The sequence below is a fragment of the Streptomyces sp. NPDC001544 genome (assembly GCF_042894285.1).
Classification (GTDB): domain Bacteria; phylum Actinomycetota; class Actinomycetes; order Streptomycetales; family Streptomycetaceae; genus Streptomyces.
On record NZ_JBIAVN010000009.1, the window covers coordinates 147,199 to 162,312 of the forward strand.

At 67.5% G+C, this 15,114-nt stretch carries 14 protein-coding genes and 1 pseudogene; 7 read left to right on the top strand and 8 right to left on the bottom strand.

The window, feature by feature from the left end; translation table 11 throughout:
• Nucleotides 1-11: 11 nt before the first annotated feature.
• The 5 genes from ACFY0F_RS23290 to ACFY0F_RS23310 are packed head-to-tail and all read right to left on the bottom strand — an operon-like array spanning nt 12 to nt 9,542.
• The gene (locus tag ACFY0F_RS23290) at nt 12-2,042 is read right to left on the bottom strand and encodes a PQQ-dependent sugar dehydrogenase (protein WP_388797422.1); all 2,031 of its coding nucleotides are present in this window, start codon (nt 2,040-2,042) and stop codon (nt 12-14) included.
• 11 nt (nt 2,043-2,053) lie between these two features.
• On the bottom strand, nt 2,054-4,303 hold the full coding sequence (locus ACFY0F_RS23295; RefSeq protein WP_388797424.1) for an alpha-galactosidase: 2,250 nt from the start codon (nt 4,301-4,303) through the stop codon (nt 2,054-2,056).
• Nucleotides 4,300-7,539 (bottom strand): glycosyl hydrolase family 28 protein, encoded by a 3,240-nt coding sequence (locus tag ACFY0F_RS23300; protein WP_388797426.1) that lies wholly within the window; start codon nt 7,537-7,539, stop codon nt 4,300-4,302. The genes ACFY0F_RS23295 and ACFY0F_RS23300 overlap by 4 nt, the downstream gene beginning before the upstream one ends.
• Before the next feature lie 10 nt (nt 7,540-7,549).
• On the bottom strand, nt 7,550-8,338 hold the full coding sequence (locus ACFY0F_RS23305; protein ID WP_388797428.1) for a Tat pathway signal sequence domain protein: 789 nt from the start codon (nt 8,336-8,338) through the stop codon (nt 7,550-7,552).
• A gap of 4 nt (nt 8,339-8,342) precedes the next feature.
• Nucleotides 8,343-9,542 (bottom strand): glycoside hydrolase family 105 protein, encoded by a 1,200-nt coding sequence (locus ACFY0F_RS23310; protein WP_388797910.1) that lies wholly within the window; start codon nt 9,540-9,542, stop codon nt 8,343-8,345.
• 445 nt (nt 9,543-9,987) lie between these two features.
• Here ACFY0F_RS23310 and ACFY0F_RS23315 point away from each other — a divergent pair, with 445 nt between their 5' ends.
• Nucleotides 9,988-10,824 (top strand): aldo/keto reductase, encoded by an 837-nt coding sequence (locus ACFY0F_RS23315; RefSeq protein WP_388797430.1) that lies wholly within the window; start codon nt 9,988-9,990, stop codon nt 10,822-10,824.
• A 110-nt stretch (nt 10,825-10,934) separates the two neighbouring features.
• On the opposite strand, the gene ACFY0F_RS23320 is transcribed toward ACFY0F_RS23315, so the two are convergent.
• Nucleotides 10,935-11,546 (bottom strand): hypothetical protein, encoded by a 612-nt coding sequence (locus tag ACFY0F_RS23320; RefSeq protein ID WP_388797432.1) that lies wholly within the window; start codon nt 11,544-11,546, stop codon nt 10,935-10,937.
• Between the two features lie 193 nt (nt 11,547-11,739).
• On the opposite strand from ACFY0F_RS23320, the gene ACFY0F_RS23325 reads away from it, so the two are divergent.
• The 3 genes and pseudogenes from ACFY0F_RS23325 to ACFY0F_RS23335 all read left to right on the top strand — a co-directional run bounded on the left by ACFY0F_RS23325 (nt 11,740) and on the right by ACFY0F_RS23335 (nt 13,607).
• Nucleotides 11,740-12,456, top strand: coding sequence for a glycoside hydrolase family 75 protein (locus ACFY0F_RS23325; RefSeq protein ID WP_388797434.1), 717 nt, complete (start codon nt 11,740-11,742; stop codon nt 12,454-12,456).
• 551 nt (nt 12,457-13,007) lie between these two features.
• A pseudogene (locus tag ACFY0F_RS23330) lies at nt 13,008-13,175 on the top strand (GntR family transcriptional regulator); the annotation flags it as partial.
• A 27-nt stretch (nt 13,176-13,202) separates the two neighbouring features.
• Nucleotides 13,203-13,607, top strand: coding sequence for a hypothetical protein (locus tag ACFY0F_RS23335; protein ID WP_388797436.1), 405 nt, complete (start codon nt 13,203-13,205; stop codon nt 13,605-13,607).
• Nucleotides 13,608-13,779: 172 nt separating this feature from the next.
• Here ACFY0F_RS23335 and ACFY0F_RS23340 read toward each other — a convergent pair whose 3' ends face one another.
• Nucleotides 13,780-14,019, bottom strand: coding sequence for a hypothetical protein (locus tag ACFY0F_RS23340; RefSeq protein ID WP_388797438.1), 240 nt, complete (start codon nt 14,017-14,019; stop codon nt 13,780-13,782).
• A 159-nt stretch (nt 14,020-14,178) separates the two neighbouring features.
• Between ACFY0F_RS23340 and ACFY0F_RS23345 the strand changes: the two genes are divergently transcribed.
• From ACFY0F_RS23345 to ACFY0F_RS23355, 3 genes are read left to right on the top strand one after another with little or no spacing between them, the layout of a single operon-like run.
• The gene (locus ACFY0F_RS23345) at nt 14,179-14,433 is read left to right on the top strand and encodes a GntR family transcriptional regulator (RefSeq protein WP_388797440.1); all 255 of its coding nucleotides are present in this window, start codon (nt 14,179-14,181) and stop codon (nt 14,431-14,433) included.
• 33 nt (nt 14,434-14,466) lie between these two features.
• Nucleotides 14,467-14,643 carry a hypothetical protein gene (locus tag ACFY0F_RS23350; protein WP_388797442.1) on the top strand — a complete coding sequence of 59 codons (177 nt, stop codon included), beginning with the start codon at nt 14,467-14,469 and terminating at the stop codon, nt 14,641-14,643.
• 11 nt (nt 14,644-14,654) lie between these two features.
• The gene (locus ACFY0F_RS23355) at nt 14,655-14,891 is read left to right on the top strand and encodes a hypothetical protein (RefSeq protein WP_388797444.1); all 237 of its coding nucleotides are present in this window, start codon (nt 14,655-14,657) and stop codon (nt 14,889-14,891) included.
• Nucleotides 14,892-14,982: 91 nt separating this feature from the next.
• Here the strand turns inward: ACFY0F_RS23355 and ACFY0F_RS23360 are convergent, their stop codons facing one another.
• On the bottom strand, nt 14,983-15,111 hold the full coding sequence (locus ACFY0F_RS23360; protein ID WP_388797446.1) for a hypothetical protein: 129 nt from the start codon (nt 15,109-15,111) through the stop codon (nt 14,983-14,985).
• Nucleotides 15,112-15,114: the final 3 nt, after the last annotated feature.

Below are 15,114 nucleotides of genomic sequence, written 5' to 3' on the forward strand. Positions count from 1 at the left end.
CCCGGTGGCCGTCAGCCGATCGTCACGCGGAACAGCTTGTCCGAGCCGTCCGCCTCCCCTCCGTTGTTGTCGCAGTTGGTGGTCGACAGCCACAACTGGTCCGTCCCCGGCACCTTGGTGACCGTACGCAGACGACCGTAGGTGCCGACGTAGTAGGCGGTCGGCGTACCGACGCTCTCGTTGTCGCCGTTGATCGGGATGCGCCACAGCCGTTCACCGCGCAGCGACGCCATGTAGATCACGTTGCGGACGATGGCGATGCCGCTCGGGGAGGCTTCCGAGACGTTCCAGGTCGCCTTGGGGTTGGTCATGCCGGAGACGCTGCAACTGCCCTCACACGTCGGCCAGCCGTAGTTGGCGCCCGGCTTGATCAGGTTCAGTTCGTCCTTGGAGCTGTTGCCGAACTCCGCCTCCCACAGCCGTCCGCTCCGGTCGAAGGCGAGACCCTGCGGGTTGCGGTGGCCGTAGGAGTAGACGTAGTTGCCGAACGGGTTGCCGGGAGCCGGTTTGCCGTCCGTGGTCATCCGCAGGATCTTGCCGTTGAGTGAGTCCTTGTCCTGCGCCAGGTCGGGTGTCTGGGCCTCGCCGGTGGAGACGTAGAGGTAGCCGTCGGGACCGAAGGCGAGGCGGCCTCCGTTGTGGTACCGGTTCTTCTTGATGCCCTGCAGCAGGACCTTGTAGTCGCTGAGCTTCGTGCCGTCGTAGGTCATACGGACGACCCGGTTGCCCTCGGACGCGGTGTGCATGAAGTAGACGTAGTGGTTGCTCTCCCACTTGGGGTCGACGGCCACGCCGAGGAGACCGCCCTCACCGTTCGTCGTCACCGCGTTGGGGACCGTGCCGACCTGTGTCTTCGTGCCGTCCTTGGCGACCTTCCAGACCCGGAAGTCGTCCCGTTCGGTCACCAGCGCCGTCTTGCCGTCGGGCATCCAGTAGGTGCCCCACGGGATGGTCCAGCCGGTGGAGAGGGTGGAGATCGAGGACGGGACACCGCCGTCCGTGGCGCAGGCCTTGGTGGTGAAGGTGACCGTGTTGCTCGCCGTGGAGACGTTGCCGGCCGCGTCCCGGGCGACCACGTTCAGGCTGTACGGGCTGTCGCAGGCGAGCCCGGTCAGCGTGGTGGACGTACCGCTGGTGACCGACTTGTAGACGGTGGTGTCGCTGCGCACGTCGTAGGCCACGACCGCCTTGTCGTCGGTCGAGGCGCCCCAGCTCAGGTCGGCGCTGTTCGCCGTGACGCCGGACGCCGACAGGGTGCCCGGTTCGGTCGGCGGGGTGGTGTCCGAGCTCGGCTTGGTGGTGCAGTCGACGACCGGGCTCGCCGAGGAGGTGTTCCCGGCCGCGTCGCGCGCGATGACGGTGAGGTTGTAGGTGGTGTCGGGCGTGAGCCCGGTCAGCGCCTTGGACGTGGAGGTCCCCGGAGCTTCACTGATCTTGTTGCCGTGCTCGTAGATGTCGTAGGCCGTCACGCCCACGTTGTCCGTCGAGGCGCCCCAGGACAGGGTGAGGCCGTTCTCGCCGACGTCCGAGCAGCCGGGCCGGCCGGGGCGGGTGGGCGCTTGGGTGTCGGCGGCCGCGTCCACGCCGATGCGGTCCAGGTTCGGGCCGCCGTTGTCGGTGGTCGCGGTCGCGCGGATCTTGTTGGTGCCCGCGGTCAGCGGGACGTCGACGGTCTTGGTGGCCCAGGTGTTCCAGTCGGCGGTGGCCGGGAAGGAGACGCCGGAGCGGACGACCGTGCCGCCCACGGAGATGTCCATCGGCCGGTCGGCGGGGGTTCCGTTGGCGTACCGGAACGTCACCGCCGAGGTGCCGGCGGAGGCCGCGCTCACGGTGAACTCCACGTAGGAGCCCGTGATGTTGGTGTAGTCGACGAAGCCGGTTCCCGTGTAGCCGGTGTGGTTGGTGGCCACCGTGCCCTGGGAGATCAGGGCGTCCTCGGCCTGGTAGTCGGTCGCCGCCTGCGCGGTGCCCGCGGCGAGACCGGCCAGGGGCAGCGCGAGGGCCAGGGACAGGCCCCACGGCAGAAGTCTCTTCAGACGCATGGTGGTTCCCCTCAGCCCGTGTACTGGGCGAAGACCTTGAGGTAGTCGTACGGCTGCTGCGACACGCCGCTGCAGGCGTCACCGTCGCCGCCCGAGCCGCAGGCGCGGTCCCGGTTGACGGACCAGTAGGTGAGGCGCCCGATGTGGTGCTGCTGGGCGTAGGCGAGCATCGTCTTGAAGTCGGCGGTGCGGACGCGCTCCCCGGAGTCGTCGGTCGTGCCGTTCATCGACGACAGCCCGATGTGGGCGTAGGCGGTGGCGTCGCTGTAGCCGTACGCCGACTTGACCTTCGCCTTGAGGCCTTCCATCGCCTGGGTGGTGAGGGTGCCCATGTTGCTGGTGCCGCCGCCGAAGTCGAACGGCATGATGCACCAGACGTCGTTCGCCAGGCCCGAGTTCGCGGCCCGCTTGATCATGTCTGCGCCGGTGGAGTCGGGCCCGCCGGTCGTCGTGCCGAAGGTGATGACGGTCTTCAGACCGGGGTTGTCGGCCTTCACCGTCTTCAGCGCGTCGACCACCCGCTGCCGCACGGTGGCGTTCGACCACTCGGTGTTCTCGATGTCGATGTCCAGCGCCTTCAGCTTGTAGGCGTTGATCACCTTCTGGTACGCGCCCGTCAGCGCGGAGGCGCTGGAACACTTCTCCCCGAGTTTGTTCCCGCTCCAGCCGCCGACGGAGACGACCACGTCCCCGTCGGCCGATCTGATGGCGTTGATCGTGGACTGGTCGCTGCCGCCGGTCAGCGCGCGCGTGCCGTCCCACTTGGGGTTGCAGGTGCCGTCGGACAGAACGAAGGCGAGTGTGAACCACTTGACGCCAGTGGCGGACATCACGGACGTGGGGCTCGGCGGACTGCCCCAGCCGAGGTACTCGTAGGGGGCGACTGCCATGCCCGGCGAGGCCGCGGCGGTCCTGAGAGAGCTCACCGGCTTCACCCGGATCAGCCGTGTCTCCCCGGGTCGCAGTGTCGCGCTGTAGGAGTCCTCGACGACGCCCTTGTGGGAGCCGGACCACAGGTCCGTGACGTCGCCGGACCCGGTGAAGCCGACCTGTGACCAGTTCACACTGACCGTGCTGTTGCCGGACGTACCGGTGTTGAACAGCGCGACGACGTAGTTCCCGTCCTTCTCCTTCTTGCTCCAGACCTGCTGGACGCCGCTGTTCATGATCCGCTTGGCAGCGACCCCGTCCTGGTCGACACCGATCAGCCGGTCGTTGGTCAGCATGGCCCTGTCGACGGAGTCGAGGTGGGTGAGGTCGGTGCCGAGCAGCAGCGGGGCCGCCGCCATCGCCCACAGCGTGAAGTGCGAGCGGCGCTGGTCGGCCGTGAGGCCCACCTGGTCGCCGTTGCCTATCTCCAGCGAGTCCAGGTCGTTCCAGCCGCCCGGTCCGGCGTACGGCTGCCAGGACGCGGCGGAGTCGAAACGCTTGGAGACGTGCGACCAGTCGGTCAGCGGGTAGCCGCTGCCGTTGTCGCCGGGCCCGCAGTAGCACTCGACGTCGCCCTGGGTGCGCCAGCTGTTGGCCAGTTGCTTCCAGGTGGCGGCGTTCGCGACAGGAAGGTTGTTGGACAGCGCGAAGTTGATGGGCCGGCCCGTGGCCCGCAGCGCCTTGTCCCAGGCCTGGACGTCGGGGACGTCCGCGCTGCCCACGCCGTCGATCTTGAGGTAGTCGACCCCCCAGGAGGCGAACTGCTTCGCCCAGGAATTGGTGAACTCCTGGGCGCCCGGCTTGGAGTAGTCGATGTAGTACATGTTCTTGCAGTTGTAGTTCTTCTCGGTCTTGGACGTGTCCGCGATGTCCTTCGCGTGGTACGGCGTGCCCTCGATCGGTGTGTTCCTGGTCACGGCGTTCTTGGCGATGCCGGGCGTGACGTAGAAGCCGAACTTCAGCCCCTTGGAGTGGACGTAGTCCGCCACCGCCTTGATGCCGTCCGGGAACTTGGTGGTGTCGACGGTCCAGCGGCCGTAGTCGTCCACCACGAAGCCGTTCGAGTCGCACTTCTGCCAGAAGTCGTCGAGGTTGACGTAGACGAAGCCGTGGTCCTTCAGGCCGCTGGAGACGAGCGCGTCGGCCTGGGCCTTGATCTTCGCCGCCGTCGGGGTGCGCCGTACGAAGCTCCAGCTGCTCCAGCCCATCGCGGGGCGGACGGACTGACCGTTGTCGGACGCGGCAGCCGGGTGGGTGGCGGTGAGCAGCGGTACTGCCGGGGCGATCAGCAGGGTGGCGGCCGCGGCCACCAGTGCTCTGACGCGGGTCATGACTGTCCCCCGTTCGCGGGTGTGGCGTATGCGGTGCCGATCCATGCCTCGTCGATCCGCAGCCGCTTGTAGCGGGTGGTGTCGGTCGACGCGGCCCAGGTGCTGTCGACCTCGAGGCGTACGTAGCGGGCGTCGGCGGCGGTCAGGTCGATGCCCTGGATGCCCCGGCGGCTTGGGAGCTGTCCCGTCTTCACCGCGCTGCCCCAGGTCGTGCCGTCGTTGCTGAGGAACACCTTGTAGTCCTTGATCCGGGCGGACTGCTCGGTGTCCGAGCGGGCGTAGGCGACGGAGTCCTCGCGCTGGTTGAGCCCGATGTACTGCACCTTCTTCGCCGAGCCCAGGTCGAAGGTGAGGGTGACCGGCAGGGTCTTGTTGCTGTCCCAGTAGGTGAGGTGGTCGCCGTCCCCGGCCGCCGGCCCGGAGTGTCCGCTCGCGGACGCGCTCGCGGTGACCTTGACGCCCGAGAGGACGCCCTGGCGGCCGGCCGCGGTGACCTTGAAGACCGTGTCGTACGGGTCCCAGTCGCCGAGCCCGGTCAGGGTGAGCACGCCGCCGGACTGCGACCAGGAAACCGCCTTGCCCGTACGGAGGTTGGTGACGGACGCGATCCGGTATCCGTTGTCGCGGATCCTCAGGGTGCTGGTGCTGGGCGGGGTGAGGACGTGGATGTACTGCCGGTTCGGGTCATCCTTGGCGATGGTCGTCACACCGTGCGCGCCGTCGTTCCAGAAGCCGGGTTTGAGGCCGCCGTACATGTAGCCTCCGCCCTCGGTGCCGTGCAGGGACTCCCAGATGGGGGCGAGGTAGGCGTTGGCGAAGTTGTTGAACGCTTGCTGATTGGCCGGGAACTTGCCGTTCACCTGGGCGGTCTCGGCCATCAGGGCCTTCACCGAGGAGCCGGCGTTGGTGATCAGCCGGCCGAGAGTGAGCATACGGTCGACGGTGGGGTCGGATCCGTCGTACCACCAGGCGCCGGAGGAGGGCAGTTTGAAGTCGGCCTCGGTCAGGCGGGGTTGTGCGGTGTATACGGCCTGCGGGTAATCGTATGCAGGCGACATCCCCGTCTTCTGCTCATTGCTGATCATGTCCATGATCGGCGTGTCTTCGTTGTTGTTGCTGAGTGTGTAGTTCGGGCGCTTCTCATAGATCTGCTGGTAGAGGTTGTGGCTCTCCCAGTAGGAGTTGTCGTTGTCGATCCAGAACCCGCCGAGGTCGGGATAGCGGTCCATGACCTCGAAGAAGTTGTCGTAACTGAACTGGCCGAATCCGTCGTTCGTGGTCAGGTCCACGCTCTTGCCCTTGTAGGCGGAGTACGCGGCCGAGTCGAGCCACTCGTGGCCGCCCTCGTCGTGCCACTGCGGGTCGTTGGTCATGTAGAGGATGACCTTCATGCCCTTGGTCTTCGCGGCGGTGATCAGCTCACCGAGGAAGTCCCGCTTGGTGGAGCAGGAGCCGGGGATCTTCGACGGCCAGGGGCGGGCGTAGCCGAGGCGGCTGTGGAAGGTGGCGAGGACGAGGTACTGCGTGTGCAGTTTCTGCGCCTCGTTCACCCAGTAGTCCGGGCTCCAACCGCCGTTCGTGACGTCGTTCTCCCAGGCCGTGCAGTTGGTGTGGGCCGGTGCGGTGCGCAGGCCCCAGTGCAGGAACAGGCCGCCCACGGAGGCGCGGAGGAAGTCCTGGCGGGGATTCTCCAGGTCGAGCGGCTTCACCGCCGCACTACTGCCGCAGTCCTGGCTTCCCGAGACCCGCAGGGAGCCGCCGGAGGTGTTGTGACTGTCCGTCAGGCAGCCCCCGGTGACGTCCTGGAAGCCCACGTCGAAGGGTGAGTTGCCGCCCTTCTGCGCGGTGAACCGGGTGAGCCGGATGCCGCTGGCCGCGTTGGCGATGAACGCGGGCCGGCCGTCGTTCGAGGCGAACTTCACCGAGCTGTCGGTGAACCGGACATTGTCGGCGTTGTGCAGGTACCAGCCGTACGCGGGCCGGGTGCCGATGCTCTTCGGGTTGTAGTCGGTCGAGTCGTTGCTCGGCACGCCCGTGGACATGGTGTCGTTGCCGCCGGGGACCGTGATGTCGACGTCGGTGAAGGTCACACCGTTGATGCGGTGCCCGGACTCGCCCCACAGGGTCGGACTGAAGGAGGGGCTGTTGCCGGTCGCGGTGATGTCGTCGTACGTGACGTTGCTGATCGATCCGACGCCGGGACTGTTGCCGCAGCGCTTGCGGGTGCCGATCTTCTGCATGATCGGCGAGTGGACGTTCGTCATCGTGATGTCGCGGTAGTGGACGTCGGAGATCTTCGAGCCGTCCATGGAGACCATGCCGAGGCCGGACTTGTCGGCGCCGTCGATACGGATGTTCTCGAACTGGTAGTCCGAGAAGTCGCCGCAGGTCTCCGAGCCGAACATCAGGGCGTTGCAGCATTTGGCCCCGAGGGTCGAACCACTCACCCGCACATGCCCGTTGGGCAGCTTGGCGCCGAGCGCGTAGTCGCTCTTGAACACCAGCGCGTCGTCGTTCGCGTGGATGGTGGCGTTGGTGATCGTGGCGTCGGTGGTGGAGATGACGTTCCAGCCGTCGCGGTCGCTCGCCGTGTCGATGGTCAGATGGTCGGAGGTCACATTGGTGCAGCCGTTGATGAGGGCCGCGAAGTGGCCGCCCCGGCGCAGCGTGAGTCCGTCACCGATCCTGAGCCCGTTGCATCGGGTGAGCGAGATGATCTTGTCGGCCTCGCCGGATTTGGGGTTGCCGGTGATGAGGTTGCCGAGGCCGTCGATGACGCCGTCGCCGACGAAGGCGATGTTGCTCAGCCGGTCGCCGTAGATCATCGCGTCGTGGAAGTGGCTGTGCCCGTAGTCCTGGTAGGCGTCGTACGGATTCGACTCGGCCTTGTCGTAGGTGTCGGCGCTGGAACCCTGGATCGTGGCGCCCTTGTCGACCTGGAGCGTCACGTTGCTCTTCATGTGGAGGGTGTTCTTGGACTTGTAGTCGCCGGCCGGGAAGCGGACCGTGCCACCGCCCGCCGAGTTCGCGGCCGTGATGGCCTTGTCGATGGCCGGGGAGTCGTTGGTGGAGCCGTCCCCCTTGGCGCCGTAGTCACGCACGTCGAACACGGCGACCGGGTGAGGACCGCGCTGCTGGGCCGCGAGGGCCGACGGGTGGGCGAGCCCGAGGACAACGGCGAGGACGAAGAACACGATCGCCGCCGCACCGTGCCGGTGAGCAGGGATGGGTCGCATGGGACGGTCCTCAGAGGAGTTGGTAGCCGCGGAGGTTGGTCAGCAGGAGGTAGGTGTTCTGCAGGGACCCGGAGGTGTCGCCGAGGGAGCGGTAGATGCCCCACTTGGGGCGCACGCGGTCGGCGAGGAAGGTGTCGACGCCGGTCTTCGACTTGTCGATGACCGTGGTGGAACCGGACTTGAGGATCCAGCGGACCGAGCCGGCCGAGCCGTTGCCCACCTTGATCTGGAAGTCGACGTCCGTCCATTTGTCGTGCAGCGGTTCCAGGTCCGTGCGGCCGACCAGGATGTCGTCGATCGCCAGCCTCAGCTCGATGGTCTGCACACCGTTCACCCGGCGCAGCGACTGGACGACGATCGGCGAGGTGCCGCTGCCCGGCTGCTTCATCTGCATGATGTGGGTGAAGGTCGTCGTGGCCTTGAGCGAGGCGGGGATGTACATGGAATACGTGACCCGCCAGGTCTGGCCCTCGGTCCACTTGAGGTAGCTGCTGCTGCCGGTGCGCAGACCGGTGACTTCCTGTCGCTGCCGGTCGGTCGACGTGTCGCGGTCGACCGTATGCATGTTGAAGCGCCAGTTGTCACCGGTGGCGAAGATGTGCGGGTGGCCGGCGGGGTGCGAGTCCGCGCGGTCGTCCTCGATGGTCTCGAAGGCGCCGAGTCCGTCCTTGCTCGCCGAAGGTGCCCACTTGAGCTGCCACGAGGCCGCGTGCGCGGTGCCCGCGGCGGGCAGGCCCACGGCCGCGCCCGCCGCGCCACCGAGAGCGGCACCCAGCAAGGCCCTTCTGGATGTGTTCATGACACTAATCACCTCGCAGTTGTTCGTTCATGATCAGGAAGGCCCCGAGGCCGTGGAAGTCGTTGGTGGCCCGGTCGCGTGCGACGTAGTAGGCGTAGTCGCCGACGTTCGTGCCGACGGAGATGTCGGCGAGATCGGTCCGGCCGTCGGCTCCTACCGAGAGCTTCGCCAGTACGCCCTCATAGCCGCGTCGGGCCACGGCCGTGTAGTGCGGATCGATGTATCCCCGCTGAGCACCGCGCGAGAGGGCGTAGGTGAACATGCTGGAGCAGGACGTCTCGGTCCAGTTGTCGGCGCGGCCGCCCTTGTCGATCACCTGGAACCATCGTCCGGTCGCCGGGTCCTGATACTTCTCCAGACCGGCGGCCAGCCGTTGGAAGATGCCCAGGAGTTGCGCCCGGCGCGGATGACCGGCGGGGATCGCGTCCAGCACGTTGACGATCGCCATCGAGTACCAGCCGACCGCACGGCACCAGTGCTCGGGAGCGAGCCCCGACTGCGTGTCCGCCCAACTCGCGCTCTTCGACTCGTCGTAGGCGTGCCTGAGCAGTCCGTTCGCCACCTGCAGATGGCTTCCGTAGACGTACAACTGCTTGGCGGCCTCGTCGTTCGCATACGCGCTGTCCTTGAACTCCTTGCCGTACTCGACGAGGAACGGGTTCACCATGTAGACGCCGTCCGCCCAGAGCTGGTGGGCCCGTGAGTCGGTGTCGGCATGCCAGAAGCCGCCGTCGCTCGTGCGCGGATAGGTGTCGAGCCGGTCGCGGATCTTCTGGGCGGCCTTGCGATAGCGGTCCTGGCCCGTCTCGTGATGGAGGATCACCAGCAGACGGCCGGCCTGCATGCTGTCCAGGCTGTTGAACGCCTGGCTGATCGAGCCGTCGCTCTTCACGAACCGGTCGGCGTACTCCTTGATGTAGGCGAGGTAGCGGGCGTCGTGCGTGCGCCGGTAGGTGAGGTACTGGCCGTAGAGGTACAGCCCGACCGGGTACGACCAACCACCGATCGTGCTCGGCGTGTAGCGGGCCATGGTCGAGTCGACGACGGCCGTGGACCAGTCGCGGACGACGGACGGGCGGCTCGCGGCCGCCGCGGGGTTCCCCGCTGCGGCCGCGGAGCTCGGTGCCGCCGCCGGCAGTGCGGCCAGGGTGACGGTGGCAACCGCGGCGACGGTGATCGCCGCCCTGAGGCGTCGGCCTCTCACGCCGGGCCGGACGCTGCGGTCGTCGCCTTCCAAGGAGGTCTCCACCATGTGGTGACCAGGGCTTTGCCAGACCTTTTCATCCGATGTCTGTCGAATCGGCGCTTCCGTCTGAGAGATCTTCGGCAGGGGCTCGTTCATGGCTGCGTACCTGCTTTCCCAGGGGCGGGGCTTCTTCCGAGCGCAGGTGAGCCCGATGAAGAGGGCAGTTCACATAGATGCACCGGGTTCATCGACGCGTTCGGTAGCGCGAACCAGATTCCCGGGAGGACTGGTTCTGGTCAATGGTCCGGACCCATGAGGTCGGATGCATTTCCGGCCATTCTCCGGCCGTCGTGGCTGACTCGTCGGTCAGTGCCGACGGATTCGGCGGTCAGGAATACATCGCGGCCCGTGATCGTTGACCATGGGAAGTACCACCTGTCGACAACCGAAGGATCAAGAGCTCGTGAGCAGCAAGGTCCCCCCGATCACCCTCAACAACGGCGTCGAGATGCCCCAGCTGGGCTTCGGCGTGTGGCAGGTGCCGGACGACGAGGCCGAGACGGCAGTCGGCACGGCGCTCGAGGCCGGGTACCGCAGCATCGACACAGCGGCGATCTACGGCAACGAAGAGGGCACCGGCAAGGCGATCGCCGCCTCCGGCCTGCCCCGCGAGGACATCTTCGTCACCACCAAGCTCTGGAACAGCGACCAGGGGTACGACTCCACTCTCCGCGGCTTCGACACCTCGTTGTCCAAGCTGGGGCTGGAGTACGTCGACCTGTACCTGATCCACTGGCCGCGCCCGGCCCGCGGCCAGTACGTGGACACCTACAAGGCGTTCGAGAAGTTGCTGGCCGACGGCCGTGTCCGCGCCATCGGCGTCTCCAACTTCCTGCCGGAGCACCTCGACCACCTGCTCGCCCAGACGTCGGTCGTCCCGGCCGTGAACCAGATCGAGCTGCACCCGCACCTGCAGCAGCAGGCGGCCCGCGACTACCACGCCGAGCAGGGCATCGCCACCGAGGCCTGGTCGCCGCTGGGGCAGGGCAAGGGCCTGCTGGAGGTTCCGGCGATCGTGGCCATCGCCCGCAAGCACAACCGCACCCCGGCCCAGGTCGTGCTGCGCTGGCATCTCCAGCTCGGCAACGTCGTGATCCCCAAGTCCGTGACACCGTCGCGGATCAAGGAGAACATCGAGGTGTTCGACTTCAGCCTGGACACCGAGGACCTGGCGGCGATCAGCGCGCTCAACGAGGACCTGCGCCTGGGCCCCGACCCGGCCACCGCGGACTTCGGCTGACGTCCACCCCCGTTGCCACATCCGTCCGCCCCGCCGACCGGCGGGGCGGACGGCGTGTCGGGACGGACGCGGGTCAGGGCGGACGGCTGTCGGGGCCTTGCGGCGAAGCGTCAGCCGACCCGGGCGTCCGCGTGGACGACCTCGAACTCCTCCAGCCCCGTCACGGTCACGTGCGACTTGGCCGCTCCCTCGTGCCGCGCGGCGGCCTGGCCCGCACGGGAGGCGGCAAGTGACTCGCGATCGGTGAACAGGACCCCCGTCATCCCCCGTCCGCGCTGACGGTCGACGAACAGGGCCGCCCTGGCCAGCCCCGCCATGGTCTCCAGCCGGGGCACGACCGACGTCCGGAACGTGTCGGCGAGAAGGTCCGTGTCGGCGGGGTCGAACTCCAGCCTGGTGATGCGCAGTCCGCCGCCCACTCGCGGCAGTCGCACCTCATGGAAGCCCGCCACCTCGTAGTTGTCGACGGCGAGCGTCCCGGCGAACGGCCCGAGCAGGGCGCCGCGTCGCTCACGCATCACTTGGTCGCTGTTCCGCCGGGCCTCCTCGGACTCCCACCAGCTCACCGCCAGCAGCTTGCCCAGCTCGCGGTCCACGAAGACGCCCGCCCCACGGTACCCGGGCCGTTCTTCCAGCAGGTCCCGGCCCTGTGTGTTCAGAGCCCTGATCGCCGTGTCGGCCCTCGCGGGATCGCCGGTCGCGTAGATGCTGCGTACGAACATGGCCCGTCGCCTCCAGGAGCCGTACACACGTCCGGGATTGCGGACAATGCCAGTCTTGTCCCGGTGGCGCGGGGCCGCAATCAGAGGGTCGCGTCCGACTTCGCCGCTACAGGGGTTGACGGGGACATGCAGCCGGGTCCACTTTGTACGGCACCCGAGTAAGGAAACTTTCCTAACAGAAGGGTCCCCCACAGTGCGCCTTCGAACACTGACCCTCGCCGCGGCCTCCGGCGCCGCTCTGCTGGCCGCCGGAGTGCTTCCCGCGAACGCCACCGCCACCGGCACCGGCACCGGCACCACCAACGCCCCGACGTCCGCCCAGGAGGGCTCGGTCAGCGCGGCCGACCTGCTCGCCAAGGTGAAGTCCTGTTCGCAGATCTCCAACGGCAAGTACAAGACCGACGACGAGACGTCGGCCACGATCCCCGTGTGCGGCAAGAACGGCGCGGTGTTCTGGAAGGCCGACATGGACGTCGACTGCGACGGCCAGCGCACCACCAACTGCAACGAGGACCGCGACCCCTGGTACCAGGACGACACCGCCTTCCACCAGTCCGACGGCAAGCCGCTCAAGGCCGAGACACTGCCGTACGTCGTGGTGCCCAGCTCCAGCAGCATCTGGAACTACTCCAGTGCCGGCATCAAGGGCGGCGGCGTGGTCGCCGTCGTCTACAACAACAAGGTCGAGTACGCGGTCGTCGGCGACACCGGCCCAACGAAGATCATCGGTGAGGCCTCGTACGCCACCGCCAAGGCCCTCGGCATCGACCCCGACCCCGCGACCGGCGGCGCCGAGTCCGGTGTGACGTACATCCTGTTCAAGAACTCCAAGGTCTCCCCCATCGAGAGCCACAGCGCGGCGGTGACTCTGGGGGACCAGTTGGCGAAGCAGTTCCTCGCCAACAACTGAGCACCGTTTCGAGCAACTTCACGACCTGACCCTTTATCGTTCACTCCTGCCTTGACCTGCGGATTCTTGCGGAACGAGTACTCATGTGTACGCACGTGTGTGCGTGTGTGGGCAGAGTTCTTTCCCGCCTGTTTCCCAGTGGCAGACTATGGGGCAGGCGCCGCCGACAAAGCGCCGGGCCCGGCTCCCCAGGGAACGCCCTCAGAGGCGAGGTGGGAGCCGGGCCCGGCTTCTATCTTCAACGAGCGGTACGTCGACCAATTACGGTTTTCGTTCACTCGTTCGAGTGAATCTACCTGGAACGTTGCCGAGGTAATCACTCTGACCCGCAGTCACGGTCGCGGGACCATGCGACAGCGACGGCGGCCTTTCCGGCGCCTTCGGGAACCTGAATCCCGCGGAGCCGAAACCCTCTGTGCAGCTATCAACTGGCCCTTCGAGGCAGTGGCTCGCGGACTGGATATATCCAGCCTCGAAGGTGGCCCCTACCTTCGGACCTCACGTCATGATCGACGCCAGGGGTTCCGATGCCATAAGCGCGCCACCGGCGTATCGCTGCTGACATCCGCCGCCGCATCGCCGCCGGAGAATGGCGGCCGGGCGAACCCCTGCCCTCTCGTGCCGAGCTAGCTGCCGAACTCGGCGTACATCCCCAAACCGTGCGCCTCGCCTACGTCCTGCTCCGTCGTACTGGAGTCCTCGAGGGCGAGGAGCGTAAAGCGGTCTATGTGGCGCATCCTCCTGCTATGCGCACCCTCACCGATCCGGACGCGCCCTGGCCGTACTCCAGCGAGACCACCGACACCAGCCCGCGGGCTGCCACGGAAGAGCTTGCCGAGCGGCTTGGCGTCCACGTGGGTGCGCGCCTGCGGCACGAGACGGTGGAGTGCCTGGATCCGGGCGGCAGGTCGGCGATGCTGGTGTCGTCGTGGTGGCGTGGCCAGCGCCGGCCACATGCTTCCTATACGGCAGAGCTGGGGTGCGTGGAACTCACGGCCGACCAGGCGCACGCGCTGGGGATGCTGGTGGACGCCACGGCGTTCCGTGTGGTGCGCACTCGCTTCGACCAAGACGGTCGCCCCCTGGAGACTGCTGACCTCATCCTGCCTATGGACCGTTGGCTGATCAGGCTCGCGCCCGCACAGCCATAGGCGCGTCAGTAGCGTTAGCCGCTGGACGCCTGAACGTTAGTCAACCTGTGAACCGCCAGTAATGGAAGCGTGTTCCCCGCATTTATCTGCACGGAGTGCACGCGCACAGGTCGAACCTGTGACCGCTTGCGCACCTCTGGCCTGGACATCCCCGACACTCCCGGCTGATCGGTCAGGAGGACTCGTCGGCGAGCTGCCGGTAGGCGCCGTCGGTCCGCTCCCGGTACGCGCGCCACAGTCCATCTCCGGCCATGCAGCGGCTGTCGATGTCCCGGCAGTCGTCGCACCTGTGGGCGTGCTCGACGTAGTCGGCGTAGGCCTGCTGTACGGGACTGAGTTGCCCCAGCCCGGTGGCTAAGGCGGCTGGCCGCCGGGTTTCGGGCGGGGGTGGGGTGTCTCTACGCTCGTCCACGTCGACGCTCCGCTGGTGCTCGTCGGCCATGCCCCCGGGCCGTGACCGCGGTCGCGGGGGTCCTATCTGGATCCGAGGCTACCGCTACACACTGCTCTATACCGCTGTATGGAGCTACCTGCTGAAACAGGATGCGGTGGGCCGCCCTAGCGTCGAAGCATGGGTGATCAATCTCCAGTGGATCCGTCGCGGCCCGTCTACGTGTGGCAGCAGGTCGCCGACTGGATCGCCCGCCGCATCGAAACGGGCGAGCTTCAGCCCGGCGCCCGACTGGAGGGTGAGCGGGAGCTGGCCGAGCAGGTCGGTGTCGCGGTGGGCACCGTGCGGCGCGCGGTCGAGGATCTCCGGCAGCGCGGCCTCGTCGTCACGCTGGCCGCGAAGGGCACCTACATCGCCGACCGCCCGAACTCCTAGGCCACTGTCGGACCCGCGGTCTACGCTGCCGTCATGTCCTCCACTCCCCCGCCTGCGGGCCCGCGGTCTGCCAATGCCGTGGACGCGGAGATCCGCGCGCTGCTGCAGGAGACGGGCGGCTGGTTGTGGGGGCCGACCCGGGACCGCTACGTACAGCTGCGGGACGAGTGGGTCGAGGCGGTGCGCGGGGAGATGGCCGCCGCGGCATAGGATCGCCGCTTGTGGCACACACCTTCGAAGATCTCGTGACGCTCGAGCAGGCGGCCGAGGAGGCGCACGCCCGGTACCTCGCCGCCCCCGAAACCGACTCGGCTGCCGTCCGGCAGGCCTGGATCGAGGCCGCAGCAGCCTTCCAGGCCGCGGTCACCGAGCATGCCCAGGCGGAGGGCAAGGTGCGGTATGAGGTGGAGATGGCCGTAAAGAAGACCGTGCGGCACCCGGAGCCGGCCGACGCCTGACACGCCGACGCCCCGTCCGGTGCATCATTCCGGCGGGGCGTCGTTCGAGTAGCTGTCCAAGTCCGCAGACGTGAACAGTGATGCGATCAGCCTACGGCTCGACAGTGACATCGCTGGGCCGCGTGGACAGCTGGTGGTCGTCGACGGGCGGCGCCTCGCCGTAGACGTCGTCGAAGCCGTCCTCGTCCTGTGCGTCCGCTGGGGTCTCTTCGTCGATCACCCG